This window comes from Mesorhizobium quangtriensis, from assembly GCF_040081925.1.
GTDB classification, from domain to species: domain Bacteria; phylum Pseudomonadota; class Alphaproteobacteria; order Rhizobiales; family Rhizobiaceae; genus Mesorhizobium_K; species Mesorhizobium_K quangtriensis.
Map to the genome: position 1 here is coordinate 457,214 of NZ_JBEBMF010000003.1, position 19,632 is coordinate 476,845.

Consider the following 19,632-nt stretch of genomic DNA (forward strand, 5'->3'; position numbering starts at 1 on the left):
TTACGGTGAGAGAAATGCACCGCGACGTCCGGTTTTCTCGCCGTGGGGACTTCGAGAAAAAGGGTTTATAAGCATACAATGAAGGCAGCATCCGGGTTCTTTAGCGCCGCTTCGGCGGTAGCATTGTCTGCGGCCTTGACTGTGCCTGGCGCATTGGTGGCGCAGTTTGCAGTGGTGTCCGTTGCGCAGGCAGCAGTCGTTTCCTCGATTGAGGTTCGCGGGAATCAGCGTGTCGATGCGCAGACGATCCGCGAATATCTGACCATCAAGCCCGGCCGCAATTTCTCGGCGGCCGACATCGACGAGTCGGTGAAGGCCCTTTTCAGCACCGGTCTGTTTTCTGACGTGAGCGTGAACCAGGTTGGGGGAACGCTGGTTGTCCAGGTCTCCGAATATCAGGTGGTCAATCAGGTCCTGTTCCAGGGCAACAAGAAGATCAAGGACGCTCAGCTCACGCTGACGGTCCAGTTGAAGCCGCGCGCGACTTTTTCGCCCGACCAGATGGAGGCCGACGCGGAGGCCATTCGGCAGGCCTATTCCGTTATCGGCCGCGACGACGCGACCGTGAACGCCCGGACCATCGATCTTGGAGACAACCGCGTCAACGTCGTGTTCGAGATCAACGAGGGTGGTCGCACCAAGATCAAGAACGTCAACTTTGTCGGCAATCAGGCCTTCAGCGCTCGCCGCCTTTCGGATGTCGTCTCAACAAAGAAGTCGACGGTCCTGTCTTTCGTCCTGCGCGACGACATCTATGCGGAAGATCGGTTGAAGGCCGACGAGGAGGCGCTACGTCGCTTCTACTTCAACCGCGGCTATGCCGACTTCCAGGTCGTGTCGGCGTTCGGCGAGCTTGATGAGGCGACCAACGAATACACGGTCACCTTCACCATCGATGAAGGCCAGCGCTACACCTTCAGCGACATCACTGTCGACAGCACTCTCCCCGATGTACCGGGCGAGACGCTGTTGCCGCTGGTCGAAACGAAGCCGGGCGACGTCTACAACGCCAAGAACATCGAAGACTCGATCATCAAGCTCACCGAGAATCTGGCCGGCATGGGTTACGCGTTCGCGCAGGTGACGCCGCGCGGTGATCGCAATTTCGAAAACCGCACGATTTCGGTTACCTATGCGATCGATCAGGGCGCCAAGGCCTATGTCGAGCGCATCGAGATTCGCGGCAACACGCGAACCCGCGACTACGTCATCCGTCGCGAGTTCGAGGTCAGCGAAGGCGATGCGTTCAATCAGGTTCTGATCCAGCGCGCCAAGCGCCGGCTGGAAGCTCTTGGCTTCTTCGAGACGGTCGAGGTTTCGACTGCGCCCGGCTCGGAAGCCGACCAGGTGGTTCTGGTCGTGGATCTCGTCGAGAAGTCGACCGGTGAGTTCTCCATCGGCGCTGGTTATACGACGGGCGGTGAATCGCCCGGTGCGCAGCTCGAAGGCTCGATCAGCGAAAAGAACTTCCTCGGCCGTGGCCAGTTCATCAAGCTGTCGGCCGGCGGCGGTGCCGACACACGCAACTACCAGCTTTCGTTCACCGAGCCCTACTTCCTCGGCCGGCGCATCGCCGCCGGTTTCGACGTCTACTACCGTACCCGCAACTACGATCAGTATGACAGCACGACCACCGGCGGCACGATCCGCTTCGGCCTGCCGATCACCGAGAACTTGACGACACAGCTCGCCTACAACCTGTCTCAAGAAGAATACAATCTTGACGACAGCTGTACCGACATCTCGGTCCCTGCATATTGCGGTGTATCATTGGCTATCGTTGATGCCGTGCAAAACAGCCCATGGCTAAAGTCGTCCGTCTCTGCTGGTCTGGTCTACAACACCATCGACAACATGCAGAGCCCGCATTCCGGGATCTACGCGGCTGCTATCCTTGAGGTCGCTGGCCTCGGCGGTGACGCTCAGTTCGTGAAGGGGACGGCACGCGCAACATACTACCAGACCCTGTCCGAGGAATTGGATGTCGTCGGACTGGTCAGCGGCGGTGCTGGACACGTTTATGCCTGGGATAATGACGGCCTGCGCGTGTTTGATCACTTCCAAAGCAACGATCGCATGATCCGCGGCTTCAAGTATGGTGGCATTGGCCCCTACGATGCTGACGGAGACAATGATCATCTCGGCGGCACGACCTACTTCAATGCCTCCGTGGAAACGCAGTTCCCGATGCCGATCGTTCCAGAAAGCCTCGGCCTGCGCGGCGCGCTTTTTGCCGATGCGGCAACGCTTTATGGCAACGACATCAGCATGGCAGGTGTGGATGTTCAGGGCGCGGGCATGGAATGGCGTGCTTCGGTTGGCGCCGGCCTTATCTGGGCCTCGCCGTTCGGCCCGATCCGCGTTGACTATGCAATCCCGGTCGTCAAGCAGGACCAGGACGAAGTGCAGGAATTCAACTTCGGCATGTCCACCCGCTTCTAGCGTCGTGGATGCCTTTGTCCCGGCTGCATGGCCGGGACGTGGCTAATCTGGATACCCAAATCGCATGACGGACCCGGTGTTTTTCGTGCCGACCCGCCGCTATACGGCGGCTGAGGTGGCGGATTTGACCGGTGCCTCCCTTTCCGATGCAGCTCACGCGAACATCGAGATTGCCGGCATTGCCTCCGCTTCCGAAGGCGGGGACGGCATGCTTGTCTTCGTCGAAGGCAGGAACAACGGCCATCTCGTCGAAGCTCTCGACGCAGCCGCCATCCTTTGCTCGGCGGACGTGGCGCAGAAGGTAAAATCCGGCATTGCCGTGCTGGTGACAAAGCGGCCGCAGGCCGCGTTCGCGCAGGTTGGGCGGCTTATGTTCCCGCCGGCGGCGTCCCCGGAAACCATGACCGGCGAGATCGGGATTTCGCGGCATGCGATCATCGATCCGACCGCGCGACTTGAGCCGGGCGTGATCGTCGAGGCCGGGGCGGTCATCGGTCCCGGCGTCGCAATCGGGGCGGGCACGATCATCGCACCGAACGCAATCATCGGCAGGCTGACCCAGATCGGCCGCGACTGCTACATAGGTCCTTCCGTCAGCGTGCAATACGCGCTGATCGGCAACCGCGTCATCCTCCATCCCGGCGCACGCATCGGGCAGGATGGTTTCGGTTTCACCGGCGGCGCGGCCGGGCCGGAACGCATCCCGCAGATCGGGCGGGTCGTCATTCAGGACAACGTCGAGATTGGTGCGAATTCCGCGGTCGACAGGGGCGCGCTTTCCGACACGGTCATTGGCGAGAACACCAAGATCGACAATCTCGTCCAGATCGCCCACAACGTCCGGATCGGACGCAATTGCCTGATCGCCGGCCGTACCGGCATTTCCGGTTCGGTGACGGTGGGAGACAACGTGCTCATGGGCGGCGGCGTTGGAATCGCCGACCATCTGACCATCGGCAGCGGGGCGCATCTTGCGGCGGGCAGCGGATTCATGAATAACGTCCCGCCCGGCGAGATTTGGGGCGGTTATCCCGCCGAGCCGGCTGCGATGGCGTGGCGCAACCTCGCTACCCTTCGCAAACTTTCCGCCGAACGGTCCAAGCGAGGTAAAGGCGATGGCTGAGAAAACGCTCGAAACGGTCGATATCCTCGGCCTGCTCAAGCTGCTGCCGCATCGCTATCCCATGTTGCTTGTTGATCGCATCATCGACATTGACGGCGACGAGTCGGCCACAGGCATCAAGTGCGTGACGTTCAACGAGCCGCATTTCCAGGGGCATTTTCCCGGTCAGCCGGTGATGCCCGGTGTCCTCATCATAGAGGCGATGGCGCAGACCGCCGGCGCGATCGCGATCCATGCGGCTGCAACGGACAGTCCGTCGCTGGTCTACTTCCTTACCATCGACGGAGCAAAGTTCCGCAAGCCTGTCGTGCCGGGTGACAGGCTGGAGATGAAGGTCAGGAAGGTGAAACGGAGAGGCAGCATCTTCCGCTACGCCTGCGAAGCCTTTGTAGATGGCGCGATGGTCGCCGAGGCGGAACTCGCGGCGATGCTGACGCCTCCGGGACAATCCTGATGGATGGCATCGCAAGCACCGAGACGGTTATACATCCCCTCGCGCTGGTCGAACCGGGCGCGCAGTTGGGGACGGGTGTCGTCATCGGTCCGTTTTGTCATGTCGAGTCCGGAGCGCGGCTCGGTGACCGGGTCGAACTCACCAGCCGAGTTACCGTTCACTCTGGCGTTACGCTGGGCGAAGGCTGCAAGGTCGCGCCGACGGCGGTGCTGGGTGGCCCGCCCCAGAACACCAAGCACAAGGGCGGCCCGACCACCCTCGTGGTCGGCAGGAATTGCACGATCCGCGAAGGCGTCACGATGAACCGCGGCACCGATACCAGCCGGGGCGAGACCACAGTCGGCGAAAACGGCAATTTCCTCGCTTTCTCCCATATCGCGCATGACTGCATCGTTGGCGACAATGTGACGATGGCGAATGTCGCGACCCTGGGCGGCCATGTCGAGGTTGGCAACAACGTCATCATCGGCGGACTGGCTGCGGTCCATCAGTTTGGGCGGATTGGCCATCATGCATTCGTTGGCGGTTGCGCCGCTGTCGCGGGCGACGTGATCCCCTTCGGCATCGTGGCGGGCAACCACGCAAACCTGCGCGGCCTGAACATCATCGGCATGAAGCGCTCCGGCGTATCGCGTGAGGACATCCATGCCTTGCGCCGGGCGTACAGGATGATTTTCGACCCCGCGAAGCCGCTGTCCGAAAGCCTGCCGGAAGCCGAGAAGCAGTTCGGCCAGACGCCGATCGTGCGCGACATCCTCGACTTCATCCACGCACGCGGAAAACGCCCGCTGACCGTTCCGCCGCTGCGCGAGGGTGCAGACAGCGACGATGACGACGACTGAGGCGCACGGTGGTCTGAAGCTCGGCGTCGGCGACAAGGTAGCCATCGTCGCCGGCAGCGGCCGGTTGCCCATCGATCTCGCCGAAAAACTCGCCGCCGGGGGATATCCGCCGTTCGTGGTAATGGTGAATGGCGAGGCCGACGAGAGTCTGGCTTCCTACGATCACCAGAAGGTCGAGCTTGAGAGTTTTGCAGATTTGGGGCCGTTGCTGAAGCGAAACGGCGCTTCGCATGCTGTCTTCGTCGGCGGAATCTCTCGCCGCCCGAAGCTCAGCAATCTCAGACCCAGCCTGGCGTTGTTTCGCCTGATGCCGCGCATCCTCGCAAACGTCACCAAGGGTGACGACGGCGTCCTGCGCACTCTCGTCGGAATGATGGAGTCGCGCGGCATCAAGGTTTTGGGCGCACATGAGATTGCCCCAGATTTGCTGGCGTCCCACGGTTCCATGACCGATGCGAGCCCGTTGGAAGCCGACTGGCGCGATCTGGACGCGGCTGCCGAAGCGGCCCGCGCGATCGGCATGCTCGACATTGGGCAAGGTGCCGTGGCGATCGGCGGCCGGGCAATAGCGCTGGAAGGTATTGAAGGCACCGACGGCCTGCTCGAGCGGGTGAAGGCCATGCGCGGACACGGCCGCATCGCGGGCAAGAAGCGTGGCGTCCTCGTCAAATGCGCCAAGCCTGGGCAGGAGCTGCGCATGGACCTTCCGGCGATCGGACCGGCGACGGTGATCGCGGCACATGAAGCCGGCCTCGCGGGCATCGGCGTGGAGGCGGATCGCTCGCTCGTGGTAGACGCCGCAAGCGTCTTCGCTGAGGCGAACAAGCGTGGACTTTTCGTGGTAGGCCTGCCTCCGGGAAAGCGACCGTGAGCAAAGTGCGTCCCCTCAAAATCGGTATCGTCGCCGGTGAGGAATCCGGCGACCTTCTCGGCTCGGATATCGTTGCCGCGCTCGTGGCCGCGACAGCGCGTGAGGTGGAACTCGTCGGCGTCGGCGGCCGTCACCTCGAGGCGCACGGTCTGAAGTCGCTGTTTCCTGCAGGCGAGATTGCGCTGATGGGCTTGAGCGCGGTGATCCGCGACCTTCCTCGTCTCGTCAAACGCATAGGCGCCACCGCGCGCGCGATCGCCGGGGCGAAGCCTGACTGCCTGATCACCATCGACAGCCCGGATTTCACGCTGCGTGTCGCCAGGAAGGTTCGCGCCCTCGCACCGGGCATTCCCATCGTCCATTACATCTGCCCGAGCGTCTGGGCGTGGCGGCCGGGCAGGGCGGTCGAGATGAAGCCCTATGTCGACCACGTCCTCTGCATCCTGCCGTTCGAGCCGGCCGAACTCGTTCGCCTTGGCGGGCCGGCTGGCACGTTCGTCGGGCACAGATTGACCAGCGATCCCGCTTTGATTGCGGCAGCCGCAGCACAAGCCGCTCCGCGCGATTGGTCGCCGGATCGTCAGAAAACGCTGCTTATCCTGCCGGGTTCGCGGCGCGGGGAGGTCAGCAAGCTGATTGGACCGTTCGGCGAAACAGTCTCTCTCCTGCGCGCGCGGGGCAACGCTCTGCGTCTGGTCTTGCCGACAGTGCCACATGTCGAGAGCATGGTGAGGCAGGCCGTTTCGGGATGGGAACAGAAGCCCGAGATCGTCATGGACGCCCAGGCCAAGTGGCAGGCTTTCGGGCAGGCCGACGCGGCGCTGGTCGCGTCGGGCACAGTCTCGCTTGAACTGGCGCTCGTCGGCGTGCCGATGTTCTCATGCTACAAGCTGGACGCCGTGGCGCGCATGGCGCACCGGTTCATCAAGGTCTGGTCGGCACTCCTGCCGAACCTGATTGCGGACCGGCCGGTTGCGCCCGAAGCCTATGACGAATTCGTCCGGCCGCAATATCTGGCGCGTGCGCTGGAGCAGCTTTTCGCCGACACGCCGATGCGCGCCTGGCAGACGGACGGTTTCGCTGAAGTCAGGCGCCGCATGGCCACGGATCGGCCTTCAGGCGTACTCGCGGCGGAAATCGTTTTGCGGGAGATCGAAAAGCGCGGGCGGTGAAGCCAGCCCGCGCTTGTACTTTACAGCCTACCGCTTGGCGATCGGCACGTAGTCGCGCTCGGGTGCGCCGGTGTAGAGTTGGCGCGGGCGCCCGATCTTCTGCTGCGGATCCTCGATCATTTCCTTCCACTGAGCGATCCAGCCGACAGTCCGCGCAACGGCAAAAAGCACCGTGAACATGGTGGTGGGGAAACCGAGCGCCTTCAGCGTGATGCCGGAGTAGAAGTCGATGTTCGGATAGAGCTTCTTCTCGATGAAGTACGGATCATGCAGGGCGATCTTTTCGAGTTCCAGCGCGACGTCCAATGTCGGGTCGTCCTTGATGCCAAGCTCGCCAAGCACTTCATGCGTGGTCTTCTGCATGATCTTGGCGCGCGGGTCGTAGTTTTTGTAGACGCGGTGACCGAAGCCCATCAGCCGGAACGGGTCGCTCTTGTCCTTGGCGCGCGCGATAAATTCGGGGATGCGGTCGACCGTGCCGATCTCCGACAGCATGTTCAGCGCGGCCTCATTCGCTCCGCCATGCGCCGGGCCCCAGAGGCAAGCAATGCCGGCCGCGATGCAGGCGAACGGGTTGGCGCCGGAGGAGCCTGCGAGACGCACGGTAGATGTCGATGCATTCTGCTCGTGGTCGGCATGCAGGATGAAGATCCGCTCCATGGCGCGTGCCAGCACTGGGTTCACCTTGTATTCTTCGCAAGGCACGGCGAAGCACATATGCAGGAAGTTGGCCGCGAAGCCGAGATCGTTCTTCGGATACACAAAGGGCTGGCCGATATGGTACTTGTAGGCCATGGCCGCGATCGTCGGCATCTTGGCGATCAGGCGCATCGACGCGACCATGCGCTGATAGGGATCGGAGATATCGGTCGAGTCGTGGTAGAAGGCTGAGAGCGCGCCGACGACGCCGCACATGACAGCCATCGGATGCGCGTCGCGACGGAAGCCGGTGAAGAAACGGCTCATCTGCTCGTGGACCATCGTGTGGCGGGTCACGCGATAGTCGAAGTCGTCCTTCTGGGCTTTCGTCGGCAGTTCGCCATAAAGCAGCAGGTAGCAAACCTCGAGGAAATCGCCGTGCTCGGCCAATTGGTCGATCGGGTATCCGCGATGCAGCAGGATGCCCTTGTCGCCGTCGATGAAGGTGATGCCCGATTCGCAGCTCGCGGTGGAGGTGAAGCCCGGATCGTAGGTGAATGCGCCCGTCGTTGAGTAGAGCGCGCCGATGTCGATGACCTCTGGGCCGATGCTTCCGGCTCGTACCTTCAGATCATGGGTTTTGCCGGCAAATTCCAGCTTTGCAGTTGTCATCGCAACCTCCTTCAGCCTACCCATTTTGTTGTTGTCGCGGCATGTTCGCCCGGACCTGAAACCGGCTGTAAGCCGGGCACTCCGAACGCGGTCCCACCCCTTATGGTTGGTGCCAATGTTGCATCGCAACAGGCGGGATACAATGCAAAAAATGACAGCGTCGTTGTCCTAATCGATTTGATCGGCGATACGGGCGAGACTTTCATCTCGACCGAGAACGGCCAGCACGTCGAACACGCCCGGAGATGTGGTCCTTCCGGTAAGCGCGGCACGCAACGGCTGCGCGACAGCGCCGAGCTTCGCGCCCTTTTCTTCGGCAAACACCCGGATGGCGCTTTCGGTTGCAGAAGCCGTCCAGTCGCCATCGAGTTCCTTCAAGGCTGCTGATGCGCCGCGCAGGATCTCTTTCTGCTGCTCACCCAGTTGCGCTTTCGCCTTCTCGTCGATTGCGAGCGGCCGCTCGGCAAACAGGAAAGCTGCGCCATCAGCCAGTTCCACCAGCGTCTTGGCGCGTTCCTTGAGGCCGGGCATGGCGGCCAGAAGCTGTGCGCGGGTCCGCTCGTCGAGCTTGTCTGCAATCGTCTTGCCGTTCTCCAGATAGGGCAGGGTGCGGATCAGGATGTCGAGCAACTCGGCATCGTCCGTCTGGCGCATGTGCACGCCGTTGAGCGCCTCGAGCTTGGCGAAGTCGAACCGTGCGGCACCCTTGTTGACATCCTCGATCTCGAACCAGCGGATCATGTCATCCAGGCTCATGACTTCGTCGTCGCCATGGCTCCAGCCGAGCCGCACGAGATAGTTGCGCAACGCCGAGGGAAGGTAGCCCATCGCCCTGTAGGCATCGACGCCGAGCGCGCCGTGCCGCTTCGACAGTTTTGCCCCATCCGCCCCGTGGATGAGCGGAATGTGCGCCATGACCGGAATGTCCCAGCCCATGGCGTCGTAGATGACCTGCTGGCGCGCCGCGTTGGTCAGATGATCGTCGCCGCGGATGATATGGGTCACGCCCATGTCGTGATCGTCCACCACCACGGCATGCATGTAAGTCGGTACGCCGTCCGAACGCAGGATGATGAAATCGTCCAGATCCTTGTTGGGGAACTTCACGTCCCCCTGCACGCGGTCGCGCACGATGGTCTCGCCTTCGCGCGGTGCCTTGATGCGCACGACCGGCTTCACGCCGGCCGGCGCTTCCGAAACGTCGGCGTCGCGCCAGCGCCCGTCATAGCGCGGCGGCCGGCCCTCGGCGCGTGCCTTCTCGCGCATCGCGTCGAGCTCGGCGGCGGTCTCGTAGGCGTAATAAGCCTTGCCGTTGCGCACCAGTTCCTCGGCCACCTCGCGATGGCGTTCCGCGCGCGCGAACTGGGATATGGGCTCGCCTTCCCAATGCAGACCCAGCCAGGAAAGCCCGTCCAGGATGGCCGTGGTGGCCGCCTCCGTGGAGCGCTCGCGATCCGTGTCCTCGATTCGCAGGAGCATCGTGCCCTTGGTGTGGCGCGCATAAAGCCAGTTGAAGAGGGCCGTCCGCGCCCCGCCGATATGAAGATAACCGGTAGGAGACGGGGCAAATCGGGTGACGACGGTTTTGGACATTCTTTTCTCGAACTGCGGTCCGGGGGGCTGCTCGCATAGCCCGGCGTGCGACCGGTGGATAAAAGTCGGGGTTCATGTAGCATAGGTCGCCCGTCGTGCAAGTATCGGGCGCAGTGGGGGCTGCATGGCAAAGGAGGGATCGCCCGAAAGTGTCGGCGAACGCGCCATGTTCGCTCCCGAAGTCGCGCCCTTTGAAAAGCCGGCGAATCTTCCGGAGGCAGGGCCTAGAACAGTCGTTTCCGCTGTGGCTGGCGTTGCCGTAACGCTCGGCGATGAAAAGGGTCCGCCGCGCACACCGGCTATGGGCCAGAGGCTGTCGGCGATCCAGCGAACCGTGTCGGCGCTGCCTTCGCGAAAAAGCATCGGTCGCGCGATATCGCGCGCCGTCTCCCTCGAACTCGACCGCGGCATAGCCTTCCTGTTCTCGCCGGTCTTTCTGGCGGCCGGTGCGCTGGCCTATTATTCGCTTGCGGACGAACCGGCTGTTCTGCCGCTCGCTGCGGCAGCCGCCGGTCTTGGGCTTTTGGCGTTCGCGTCACGCAGTCGGCCGGCGCTGCATATGGCGTTCATGGCGGCTCTGCTGTGCCTCGTCGGTGTTCTGCTTGCAAAAGCGGAAACATGGCGCGCCGGCACCAAGATGCTTGGCGGCGAGATCACGACCCAGCTTACCGGCCGCGTGGCCGCGATCGAGCGCATGGCCAATGGCCGTGTCCGCTTGACGATCGATGTCGTCGGCACGGCGCGACCCGTCCTGCGCTACGCGCCGGAGCGCGTGCGCGTCTCGGCGAGGCGCATCCCCGACGACGTGACGGTTGGCGAGACTGTCGTCGGCCTCGTCCGCCTCATGCCGCCATCCGGCCCTGTGCGGCCGGGAAGTTACGATTTCTCGCTGGAAAGCTATTTCGACGGCATAGGCGCCAGCGGATTTTTCCTGCGCGGGCCAGAGCGCGCATCTGCCGTCGGTCCAATGCCTGCGCTTGCAACGTTTGGTGCCTCAATCGAACGGCTGCGCCTCTCTATTGCCGAGCGAATCAGCGGCCATATCGGAGGCCCGGAGGGCGAGATCGCGGCCGCACTGGTGGTCGGCGTCCGCGCCGGCATACCGGAGGAGATAAACGAGGCTCTGCGGCGCAGCGGCATCTACCACGTCATCTCGATCTCGGGCCTGCACATGGCGCTTGTCGCCGGTACCATCATGGGCCTGATGCGCGCCGGGTTCGCCCTGTTTCCTTCCTTCTCCTCGCGCCATCCCGTGAAGAAATACGCCGCCACCGTCGCGCTTGTCGGGCTTTCCGGCTACCTGTTCATGTCCGGCGCGGAGGTCGCCGCTCAGCGAAGTTTCATCATGCTCGCGGTCATGCTCGTGGCGGTCCTCTTCGACCGCGCAGCGCTTACTTTGCGCAATCTCGTGATCTCAGCGATCATAGTGATCGTGGTCTCGCCGCATGAGGTGATCGGCCCGAGCTTCCAGATGTCGTTTGCCGCGACAGCAGCACTCGTCGGCGCCTATGCCGCATGGGCGGACTGGCGCAGCAACCGTCCGTCGGCGCACGTAGCTGAGCGTACGCTGCTGCGCAGGGCGGCTCGCTTTTCGCTGGCCGCGATCGCGGGGCTTGCGGTCACCTCCATAGTTGCGGGCGGCGCAACGGCGATCTACGCGGCGTGGCACTTTCAGCAGATGCCGTCGCTGGGGCTGTTCACCAATCTGACTGCGATGCCGGTGGTCTCGGTGATAGTCATGCCGTTCGCGGTGCTGGGCTCGCTCGCCATGCCCTTCGGCCTCGACGGCCCATTTTTCCAGATCATGGGTTTCGGACTGTCCGTCATGCTCGCGATAGCGCAGTGGTTCGCGGAACGATCGCCCCTCGATGTGGTCGGCATGATCAGGCCGGAGGCGGTGGCCGTGCTGACGGTAGCCTTGCTTGCCGCCACCGTCACGTCGACCTGGCTGCGCGTCGCCGCCATTCCGGTCGCACTCGCCAGCCTGTTCCTGCTGTTCGACCGGCAACCCGACCTGTTGGTCTCGGAAGACGCCCGGCTCGTCGGCCTCGACCTCGGCGCCGGCCAGATCGCCATCAACCGCCCACGCCCCAATCAGTTCACCATCGACAACTGGTCACGTGCCATGCAGGCACAGGAAATCGTTCGGCCTACGGAAGGCGAGGGAACTGTTGCAAGCGACGGGACCGTCACCGTCACCGCCGGCTTCTCATGCGCCGAGAGCGTCTGCCTTGCCCGGCATCCGTCCGGTGCTGTCGTGGCGCTTGTCCCCGATGCCGCGACAGCCGCCGATCACTGCAGCACCGCCACGTTCATCCTCATTGAGGATGCGTCGGCAAAGGATGTCTGCAACTGGAAGGAGCTGCTGGTTGTGACGTCCCGTGATCTTGCACGCTACGGAAGTGCCGCAGTTACCTTCTCAGGCTCGGGCAAGCCCACAATCCAGTATGCCATCGCAAAACCGTATCGGCCATGGCACACTCAGCGCGCCTTCTCGCGCGCCGCCCGTGGCCTGCCGCCATACCAGCCGGGCACAACACCCAAGACTGGTGATGATAACAAACCGGTCACCGACGATCGCACGCCGACAGCCACGCCCATTTCGCCTGAAGAAGCCGCGCCTCAATAGCGGCGGATAAGCCCGACCAGCTTGCCCTGCACCTTCACGCGGTCGGGGCCGAAAATCCGTGTTTCATAAGCGGGGTTGGCCGCTTCGAGAGCAATCGAAGCGCCCTTGCGGCGAAACCGCTTCAACGTGGCTTCCTCGTCATCGACCAGCGCCACCACGATCTCACCCGGATTGGCGCTCGAGGAATTCTTGATGATGACCGTGTCGCCGTCGAAGATACCGGCCTCAATCATCGAATCGCCTTTGACCTCCAGCGCATAGTGTTCGCCGCCCGACAGCATTTCCGGCGGCACGGCGATGGAGTGCGTCTTGTGCTGGATCGCGTCGATCGGAACGCCGGCCGCGATACGGCCCATCACAGGGATGGCAACGGACCCGGCATCGTCGTCATTGCTTGCAGACCGGTTTCGCGGCGCCGGCTCCGGCTGGCTGCGCCCGAGGCTGCCCTGGATGACGCTGGGCGAAAACTTCTTCGCCGCATTGAGGCCCGGCGCGATGGAATCGGGAAGCCTGATGACCTCCAGCGCCCGCGCCCGGTTCGGCAGGCGGCGGATGAAGCCCCGCTCTTCCAGCGCCGTGATCAGCCGGTGGATGCCGGACTTGGAGGCAAGGTCGAGCGCTTCCTTCATTTCGTCGAAGGAGGGTGGAATGCCTGACTCCTTCAGCCGCTCGTGAATGAAGAGCAGGAGCTCATGTTGCTTGCGGGTCAGCATCGACATTCCCCCGAGGAATCAAGGTCAAACAAAACCAGAACAAACACTATCTGTTCCAGTTGTGTTCCGCAACTGTTTAAATTTTAATGAATACGTTGACGTTTTGTTCAGCGTAACAGCAGAACGCGGCAAGGATCGCCCGCTTTCACTTCCGGAGCGAAAGGCTCGCGCACGATCAGCCCGCCGGCATCGGCCAGCAGTCGCAGCATCGACGAATCCTGTATCGCAAAGGGCGTCGCCACGATTCGTTCAGGCAGAAATTCCACGGTGGCCCGGACATAGTCCTGGCGCAGATCGTTCGCTGCCATCGTGCCGCCCAGCACAGCGTCGATGAAGGGCGCTTCGTAATGCCGCCCGCCGAGCCGAGCCAGCAACGGGCTCAAAAAAAGCTGAGAACAGACGAGGCTGGCGACAGGGTTTCCGGGTAGCCCGAGGCAGCGGGTGTGGCCAAGGCGCCCGAACATGAGAGGCTTGCCCGGCCGCATCGCGATCTTCCAGAAACCGAGCTCCATGCCGATCTGCTTCAGCGCGGTGTGCACCAGATCATGGTCGCCTACGGACGCGCCGCCGAGCGTGATGATGACATCCGCGTCAGCCTCGAGAGCCTTGCGCACCAAGTCCGAAATTGCCTCGATCCTGTCCGGCGCTATGCCGAGGTCGAGGACGCGTGCGCCGGCCTGCTGGGCGATTGCCGCGACGCCGTAGGCGTTGGAGGCAATGATCTGGTCGGGACCGGTGGCGCTGCCGGGGGGCAGAAGTTCGTCGCCGGTCGCTATAAGCGCGACGAGCGGCTTCCTGACGACCGGCAGGGCAGGATGGTTTGCCGATGCGGCGAGCGACAGCGCGGCTGGGTCGAGTGTCCGCCCCGCTTCCAGCAGCGTTTCCCCATCAGTGAAATCAAGCCCGCGCTTGCGGATATGGCGTCCCGCTGCGACGGTTTCGAGAACCTCGATCGTGTCGCCGTCGAGCGGCCTGACATTCTCCTGTATCGCGATCGTATCGGCCCCGTGGGGAACGGGCGCACCGGTGAAAATCCGCACTGCCTGCCCGGGGCCGACCTCGCCCGGAAAAAGCTTGCCCGCCGCAGCCGTGCCGACAAGCTGCAGGCAGGCAGGGATGTCAGCGACGTCGCTGGCGCGGACGGCATATCCATCCATGGCCGAGGCGTCGAACGGCGGCTGTGTCCGCAGCGCTTGGATAGGTCCTGCCAGAACACGACCGGCCGCCTCGGCGAGAGGGACGATTTCGGCTTCTCCCGGACCAGCGCCTGCAAGGATACGCGCCAGCGCTTGGTCGACGGGCAGCAGCCCGCTCATGCGTAAGCCCTGTAGTCGCCCGACTTGCCGCCTGTCTTTTCGACCAGCCTGATGCCGGAGATGACCATGCCGCGATCGATAGCCTTGGCCATGTCGTAGATGGTCAGGCAGGCGACCGTCGCCGCGGTCAGCGCTTCCATCTCGACTCCCGTCTTGCCGGTGACGCGGGCCATCGTCGTCACGCGCAGCCCCGGCAGCGTCTCGTCAGGCTCGATGTCGACCGTCACCTTGGTAAGCATCAGCGGGTGGCAGAGCGGGATCAGGTCCGATGTCTTCTTGGCCGCCATGATGCCGGCGATCCGCGCCGCTCCCAGCACGTCGCCCTTCTTTGCATTGCCTTCGAGGATCGTCTTCAGCGTTGCCGGCTGCATCGTCACCATGCCCTCGGCGATCGCCGTACGTACGGTTTCTTCCTTCGAGCCGACATCGACCATGTCGGCCTTGCCGTCCTCGCCGAGGTGGGTGAGGCGGCCCATGTTCAGGCCTGTAGTACGGCCGGCGCGCCGTTCAGCAGCGCTTTCGTTGCTGCCGTAACATCGACCTGCCGCATCAGGCTTTCGCCGACCAGAAACGTGCCGATGCCGGCGCGTTCGAGTCGGACGCAGTCGTCATGCGTGAAGATCCCGCTCTCGCCGACCAGAAGCCGGTCGGATGGAACCAGCTTCGCCAGTCGCTCGGAAGTCTCCAGCGACGTCTCGAAGGTGCGCAGGTTGCGGTTGTTGATGCCGATCAGCCGCGAAGAAAGCTTCAGCGCGCGCTCGGTCTCCTCTTCGTCGTGGACCTCGATCAGCGAGTCCATGCCGAGCTCGGTGGCAGTCTCTTCCAGCAGCCTGGCGTCCGTATCGTTGAGGCTCGCCATGATGATCAGGATCGCGTCCGCACCCCAGGCGCGCGCTTCGTAGACCTGATACGGCTCAAACATGAAGTCCTTGCGCAGCGCCGGCAGTTTCGTCGCTGCGCGGGCCGCCGTTAGGAACTCCGGCGCACCCTGAAAAGAAGGCGTGTCGGTCAGCACCGACAGACAGGCCGCGCCGCCGAGTTCATAAGCGCGGGCGAGCGTCGGCGGATCGAAATCGGCGCGGATCAGCCCCTTGGAGGGGCTCGCCTTCTTCACTTCCGCGATCAGCGCGAAATCGCCCTTGTTGCGCTTCGCTTCGAGCGCTGCAAGAAAACCGCGCGGCTTATCTGCGTTCAACGCGCGCGCCTTGACTTCGGCGAGCGACAGCCGCGCCTTGGCGGCCGCGATCTCGTCGCGCTTGTAGGCCTCGATCTTATTCAGGATATCGACCAAGTTCACCCCTTGGATACGTCGACCAGCCGATCGAGAACCTTTGCCGCCTTGCCTGAGTCTATCGCTTCGGCGGCGAGATTCACGCCGTTCCCGATGGAGCCAGCCTTGCCTGCCACGACAAGCCCTGCGCCGGCGTTCATCAGCACGGTGTCGCGATAGGCGCCGGGCGCGCCCTCAAGCAGCCCGCGCAGGGCGGCGGCGTTGAACGCCGCATCGCCGCCACGCAGTTCTTCCTTTCGGTAGCGCTTCAGTCCGACCGCCTCGGGCGTCAGCACGAATGTGGTGATCTGGCCGTCTGCGAGCTCCGCCACATGCGTCTCGCCCGTTGTGGTGATCTCGTCATAGCCGTCGCCATGCGCCACCCACGCGCGTTCGGCGCCCAGCGCCTTGAGCGTCTCGGCGACCGGCACGATCCATTCGGGTGCGAAGACGCCGACCATCTGCCGCTTTACGCCGGCGGGATTGGAGAGCGGCCCAAGCAGGTTGAAGATGGTGCGCGTTCCAAGCTCGGCGCGTGTAGGGCCGACATGGCGCATTGCCGGATGATGCGCGGGCGCAAACATGAAGCCGACGCCGGCCTCGGCGATGCAGCGGCCGACGGCCTCAGGCGGCAGGTCGATGTTGACGCCGAGCGCGGTCAGCACGTCCGCCGCTCCCGTCTGCGACGATAGCCCGCGATTTCCGTGCTTGGCCACCGGCACGCCGGCGGCCGCGATGACGAAGGCCGAGGCCGTCGAGATGTTCACGCTGTGCGAACCATCGCCGCCGGTACCGACGATGTCGATCGCGTCGACAGGCGCCTCGACGCGCAGCATCTTGTCGCGCATCGTCGCCACCGCACCCGAAATCTCGTCGACTGTCTCGCCGCGCACCCGCAGCGCCATCAGGAAGCCGCCGATCTGGCCGGGTGTCGCTTCGCCCGACATGATGATGCCGAACGCCTCGCGGGCTTCATCGAAGGAAAGCGGTTTGCCGCCGGCAACCTTCGCGATGTGTTCCTTAAGCGTCGCCATCCCCGCCCGCCTGATACCTAGAACGCCAGAGCCTGTTCGATCGCCGACCGGTTGACCGTCACGCCGTATTCGGCCTGCAGCTTGGCGACAAGCTGGTCGAGCAGGTCGTCGGCCATTCCGGATGCGAACGAATTCTGCGTCTCGGCTGGGAGCGTGCTTGCGTCCACGCCTGCCGGCTCGAACACCTCGGTCACCTTGAACACGATCTGCGTCCCGTCGGACGGACCTGGCACAACGCCGCTGCCGCCTTCCGTGACGGCAAAGGCTGCGCGTACGCCCGGCGTCCCGAAGTCCGCGTCGTCGGTTTCGCGCTTCAATCCGCGCTTGGTCTGCTTTTCGACGCCGAGTTCCGCCGCCAGCGTGTCGAACGACGTTCCGTCCTTCAACCGCTTCTCGATGTCGGCCGCCTTGGTGGCGAGTCGGCTGGCGGCTTCGGCGGCCTTCCAGTCGGCGACGACCTTGTCCTTCACCTCGTCGAGCGTCCGGTCGCGGGCGGGGATGACTTCCTCTATCTCGTAGAAGACATAGCCTGTGCTGCCGATGTTGATCGGTGGATTTTCCACGCCGCTTTCCGCCTCGAATGCGGCGGCAAGGACGTCTGCCGACTGCGGAATGTCATTGACGATCGAGCCGTCGGGGCGCAGGCCTGCGCGGTCGACGGCATCGACGGTCTTGACGGTCAGGCCGAGCTTCGACGCTGCCTCGCGCATGGAATCTCCGCCTGCGCGGCTGTCCTCGTAGGTATCGTGCACGTCGAGCAGAACGCGGCTGGCTTCCGCCAGCGCCAGGTCCTTTCGGATTTCCAGAGTGGCTTCCGCAAGCGACTTCACAACCTCGGGGGTGATCTGCGTCACGCGAACCAGCACCGGCCCGAACGCGCCGTCTACTACCTGGCTCACCGCGTTCGCCTGCAACGCAAAAGCGGCTTCGGCCACTGCCGCGTCAGGCACCCGGTCCTTGGCAAAGGTGCCGAGCAGCGTGTCGGCGGCGGTCTTGCCCTGCGCCGTCACCACCGAATCGAAGGTCGCCCCGGACATGATCGAATCGAGCGCCGCTTGCGCCGCGCTCTTGTCGGCAAACACGATCTGCTCGATGGTGCGCGTCTCGGGCGTGGTGAATTGGGCCAGGTTCTTCTCGTAGTCTTGCTTGATCTGCTCGTCGGTAACCGCGGCCTCGTCGATGATCGATTCCGGCACCAGGTCGATATAGGCGATCTTGCGATATTCGGGCGCGGCGTAGCGCTGTTTGTTCTGCTCGAAATATTCGGCAAGCGCTGCGTCGGAAGGGGCATCGATCGGCTCGACGAGGGACTTGCTCAGCACGACATATTCGGCCGTGCGGTCCTCGCCGCGATAGAGCGCCACTGCCTTCAGGAAGGTGTCGGGTGCTTTCATGCCGTCCGAGACAGCCTCGACGATCTGCTGGCGGATTGCGACCTGGCCGCGATTCTGCAGGTAGTCTTCCGGCCGCATGCCGATCTGGCGCAACACATATTCGAATTGCTGGCGGCTGAACCTTCCGTCGGCACCCTGGAACGCGGGGTCGGACATCGTAAGCTGCGCGAGCCTGTCCTGCGACAGGCCCAGGCCGAGCTGCGAGGCCTGCTCGTCCAGCACTGCGCCGGCGACGAGCTGACCGAGGACCGCATCCTCGATCCCCAATGCCCGAGCCTGATCGCGTGTCAGCCGCGTCCCGAATTGTTGTGACATCACGGCCAGTTGCCGGTCATAGGTGAGACGGTACTCGATCGGCGAAACTGTCGTTCCGCCAGCCGTGACAACGGAGTTGCCGCCGAATCCCGTCGCGATTTGTCCGGAAATTCCCCAGACCGCGAAACTCAGCACGAGAAGGACCAGGAGCAGTTTGGCTACCCACGTTCCCGCGGCATTTCTAAGTGCTGTAAGCATTTAAAACCCTAGTCTTGAGCGTCCGTTTGAACGCCTCGGCAACCGTCACGAAGCGCAATAGCGTCCTTCACGCACAGTGTCGATTGCTTTGTGGCCTGATTTTGGTAGGGAAAACCTCCGGCAGCCCCGAGGCCGGCCGGCTTTTTTTGAGGAGCATCACCGATGACGCCCGGAATTCGTCCCATGGTTGCCGGCAACTGGAAAATGAACGGCACCGGCGCGTCGCTCAACGAATTGCGCGCCATCGGCCATGGCTTCATGCATGGGCTCGATGCAGAGACGGAAGCGTTGATATGCCCGCCGGCGACGCTGATCACGCGGGCCGTCGAGGTGTTGAACACGACGCCGGTGAAGGTTGGCGGTCAGGATTGCGCCCCCCGGGAGAGCGGTGCGCATACCGGCGACATTTCGGCCGAAATGCTGAAGGACGCGGGCGCGTCGCATGTCATCGTCGGGCATTCGGAACGGCGCACGGACCATAAGGAGACTGACGAAGTTGTCCGCGCCAAGGCCGAAGCCGCTTGGCGGGCCGGCATCATCGCCATCATCTGCATCGGCGAGACAAGGGCGGAGCGGGAACTGGGCTCGACCCTCGACATCCTGTCGCGGCAGATCGCGGGTTCGGTCCCGGCCACCGCAACCGCCGCCAACACGATCATTGCCTACGAACCAGTCTGGGCGATCGGGACCGGCCTTACACCGACAGTGGACAATGTGGCCGAAGCGCACGCCCACATCCGCGCCGAACTCAAGCAGTTGCTGAGCGCCGAGGCGGCACGCACCCGCATCTTGTACGGCGGTTCGGTAAAGCCCTCGAATGCAGTGGAATTGCTTGCGGTGACCAACGTCGACGGCGCCCTGGTCGGCGGCGCGAGCTTGAAGTCTGCTGATTTCCTGGGCATCGCCGAGGCGTATCAATCTATCTGACAGATTGATCCCGTCACGCTCCGGAGGG

At 63.4% G+C, this 19,632-nt stretch carries 16 protein-coding genes; 8 read left to right on the forward strand and 8 right to left on the reverse strand.

Translation table 11 applies throughout. The features are described from left to right. Window positions 1–78: 78 nt before the first annotated feature. The 6 genes from bamA to lpxB all read left to right on the forward strand — a co-directional run bounded on the left by bamA (window position 79) and on the right by lpxB (window position 6,904). Window positions 79–2,442 carry an outer membrane protein assembly factor BamA gene (gene bamA, locus ABMA32_RS18025; protein ID WP_349015185.1) on the forward strand — a complete coding sequence of 788 codons (2,364 nt, stop codon included), beginning with the start codon at window positions 79–81 and terminating at the stop codon, window positions 2,440–2,442. A gap of 64 nt (window positions 2,443–2,506) precedes the next feature. Further along, window positions 2,507–3,565 (forward strand): UDP-3-O-(3-hydroxymyristoyl)glucosamine N-acyltransferase, encoded by a 1,059-nt coding sequence (gene lpxD / locus ABMA32_RS18030; protein ID WP_349015186.1) that lies wholly within the window; start codon window positions 2,507–2,509, stop codon window positions 3,563–3,565. Beyond that, entirely contained in the window at window positions 3,558–4,019 is a 462-nt protein-coding gene (fabZ, locus tag ABMA32_RS18035) for a 3-hydroxyacyl-ACP dehydratase FabZ (protein ID WP_349015187.1), read from the forward strand. The genes lpxD and fabZ overlap by 8 nt, the downstream gene beginning before the upstream one ends. Then, entirely contained in the window at window positions 4,019–4,861 is an 843-nt protein-coding gene (lpxA, locus tag ABMA32_RS18040) for an acyl-ACP--UDP-N-acetylglucosamine O-acyltransferase (protein ID WP_349015188.1), read from the forward strand. Before fabZ ends, lpxA begins: the two co-directional genes overlap by 1 nt. Continuing rightward, window positions 4,848–5,732 carry an LpxI family protein gene (locus tag ABMA32_RS18045; protein WP_349015189.1) on the forward strand — a complete coding sequence of 295 codons (885 nt, stop codon included), beginning with the start codon at window positions 4,848–4,850 and terminating at the stop codon, window positions 5,730–5,732. The genes lpxA and ABMA32_RS18045 overlap by 14 nt, the downstream gene beginning before the upstream one ends. Beyond that, complete coding sequence (lpxB, locus tag ABMA32_RS18050) at window positions 5,729–6,904, forward strand: lipid-A-disaccharide synthase (RefSeq protein ID WP_349015190.1); 1,176 nt, start codon at window positions 5,729–5,731, stop codon at window positions 6,902–6,904. The genes ABMA32_RS18045 and lpxB overlap by 4 nt, the downstream gene beginning before the upstream one ends. A gap of 27 nt (window positions 6,905–6,931) precedes the next feature. Here the strand turns inward: lpxB and gltA are convergent, their stop codons facing one another. Next, entirely contained in the window at window positions 6,932–8,215 is a 1,284-nt protein-coding gene (gltA, locus tag ABMA32_RS18055) for a citrate synthase (protein WP_349015191.1), read from the reverse strand. A 168-nt stretch (window positions 8,216–8,383) separates the two neighbouring features. Next, on the reverse strand, window positions 8,384–9,808 hold the full coding sequence (gene gltX, locus ABMA32_RS18060; RefSeq protein ID WP_349015192.1) for a glutamate--tRNA ligase: 1,425 nt from the start codon (window positions 9,806–9,808) through the stop codon (window positions 8,384–8,386). A gap of 124 nt (window positions 9,809–9,932) precedes the next feature. Here gltX and ABMA32_RS18065 point away from each other — a divergent pair, with 124 nt between their 5' ends. Next, complete coding sequence (locus tag ABMA32_RS18065) at window positions 9,933–12,437, forward strand: ComEC/Rec2 family competence protein (RefSeq protein ID WP_349015193.1); 2,505 nt, start codon at window positions 9,933–9,935, stop codon at window positions 12,435–12,437. Here ABMA32_RS18065 and lexA read toward each other — a convergent pair. The 6 genes from lexA to ABMA32_RS18095 all read right to left on the reverse strand — a co-directional run bounded on the left by lexA (window position 12,431) and on the right by ABMA32_RS18095 (window position 18,677). Continuing rightward, window positions 12,431–13,150 carry a transcriptional repressor LexA gene (gene lexA / locus ABMA32_RS18070; RefSeq protein ID WP_349015194.1) on the reverse strand — a complete coding sequence of 240 codons (720 nt, stop codon included), beginning with the start codon at window positions 13,148–13,150 and terminating at the stop codon, window positions 12,431–12,433. The genes ABMA32_RS18065 and lexA overlap by 7 nt on opposite strands. Before the next feature lie 107 nt (window positions 13,151–13,257). Further along, window positions 13,258–14,466, reverse strand: coding sequence for a molybdopterin molybdotransferase MoeA (locus ABMA32_RS18075; protein WP_349015195.1), 1,209 nt, complete (start codon window positions 14,464–14,466; stop codon window positions 13,258–13,260). Then, window positions 14,463–14,942, reverse strand: a complete 480-nt coding sequence (gene moaC, locus ABMA32_RS18080) for a cyclic pyranopterin monophosphate synthase MoaC (RefSeq protein ID WP_349015196.1) — start codon at window positions 14,940–14,942, stop codon at window positions 14,463–14,465. Before moaC ends, ABMA32_RS18075 begins: the two co-directional genes overlap by 4 nt. Before the next feature lie 2 nt (window positions 14,943–14,944). Continuing rightward, window positions 14,945–15,757, reverse strand: a complete 813-nt coding sequence (gene trpC / locus ABMA32_RS18085; protein WP_349015197.1) for an indole-3-glycerol phosphate synthase TrpC — start codon at window positions 15,755–15,757, stop codon at window positions 14,945–14,947. Between the two features lie 2 nt (window positions 15,758–15,759). Continuing rightward, the gene (gene trpD / locus ABMA32_RS18090; protein WP_349015198.1) at window positions 15,760–16,770 is read right to left on the reverse strand and encodes an anthranilate phosphoribosyltransferase; all 1,011 of its coding nucleotides are present in this window, start codon (window positions 16,768–16,770) and stop codon (window positions 15,760–15,762) included. 17 nt (window positions 16,771–16,787) lie between these two features. After that, entirely contained in the window at window positions 16,788–18,677 is a 1,890-nt protein-coding gene (locus ABMA32_RS18095; protein ID WP_349015199.1) for a SurA N-terminal domain-containing protein, read from the reverse strand. 162 nt (window positions 18,678–18,839) lie between these two features. On the opposite strand from ABMA32_RS18095, the gene tpiA reads away from it, so the two are divergent. After that, complete coding sequence (tpiA, locus tag ABMA32_RS18100) at window positions 18,840–19,604, forward strand: triose-phosphate isomerase (protein WP_349015200.1); 765 nt, start codon at window positions 18,840–18,842, stop codon at window positions 19,602–19,604. Window positions 19,605–19,632 lie beyond the last annotated feature (28 nt).

Excerpts from the sequence above, each read along its gene's own strand:
- ABMA32_RS18075 (WP_349015195.1), bottom strand. The coding sequence starts at position 14,466 with ATGAGCGGGCTGCTGCCCGTCGACCAAGCGCTGGCGCGTATCCTTGCA.
- lpxD (WP_349015186.1), top strand. The coding sequence starts at position 2,507 with ATGACGGACCCGGTGTTTTTCGTGCCGACCCGCCGCTATACGGCGGCT.
- moaC (WP_349015196.1), bottom strand. The coding sequence starts at position 14,942 with ATGGGCCGCCTCACCCACCTCGGCGAGGACGGCAAGGCCGACATGGTC.
- fabZ (WP_349015187.1), top strand. The coding sequence starts at position 3,558 with ATGGCTGAGAAAACGCTCGAAACGGTCGATATCCTCGGCCTGCTCAAG.
- gltX (WP_349015192.1), bottom strand. The coding sequence starts at position 9,808 with ATGTCCAAAACCGTCGTCACCCGATTTGCCCCGTCTCCTACCGGTTAT.
- ABMA32_RS18065 (WP_349015193.1), top strand. The coding sequence starts at position 9,933 with ATGGCAAAGGAGGGATCGCCCGAAAGTGTCGGCGAACGCGCCATGTTC.
- bamA (WP_349015185.1), top strand. The coding sequence starts at position 79 with ATGAAGGCAGCATCCGGGTTCTTTAGCGCCGCTTCGGCGGTAGCATTG.
- lpxA (WP_349015188.1), top strand. The coding sequence starts at position 4,019 with ATGGATGGCATCGCAAGCACCGAGACGGTTATACATCCCCTCGCGCTG.
- lexA (WP_349015194.1), bottom strand. The coding sequence starts at position 13,150 with ATGCTGACCCGCAAGCAACATGAGCTCCTGCTCTTCATTCACGAGCGG.
- trpD (WP_349015198.1), bottom strand. The coding sequence starts at position 16,770 with ATGGCGACGCTTAAGGAACACATCGCGAAGGTTGCCGGCGGCAAACCG.
- gltA (WP_349015191.1), bottom strand. The coding sequence starts at position 8,215 with ATGACAACTGCAAAGCTGGAATTTGCCGGCAAAACCCATGATCTGAAG.
- tpiA (WP_349015200.1), top strand. The coding sequence starts at position 18,840 with ATGACGCCCGGAATTCGTCCCATGGTTGCCGGCAACTGGAAAATGAAC.
- ABMA32_RS18095 (WP_349015199.1), bottom strand. The coding sequence starts at position 18,677 with ATGCTTACAGCACTTAGAAATGCCGCGGGAACGTGGGTAGCCAAACTG.
- ABMA32_RS18045 (WP_349015189.1), top strand. The coding sequence starts at position 4,848 with ATGACGACGACTGAGGCGCACGGTGGTCTGAAGCTCGGCGTCGGCGAC.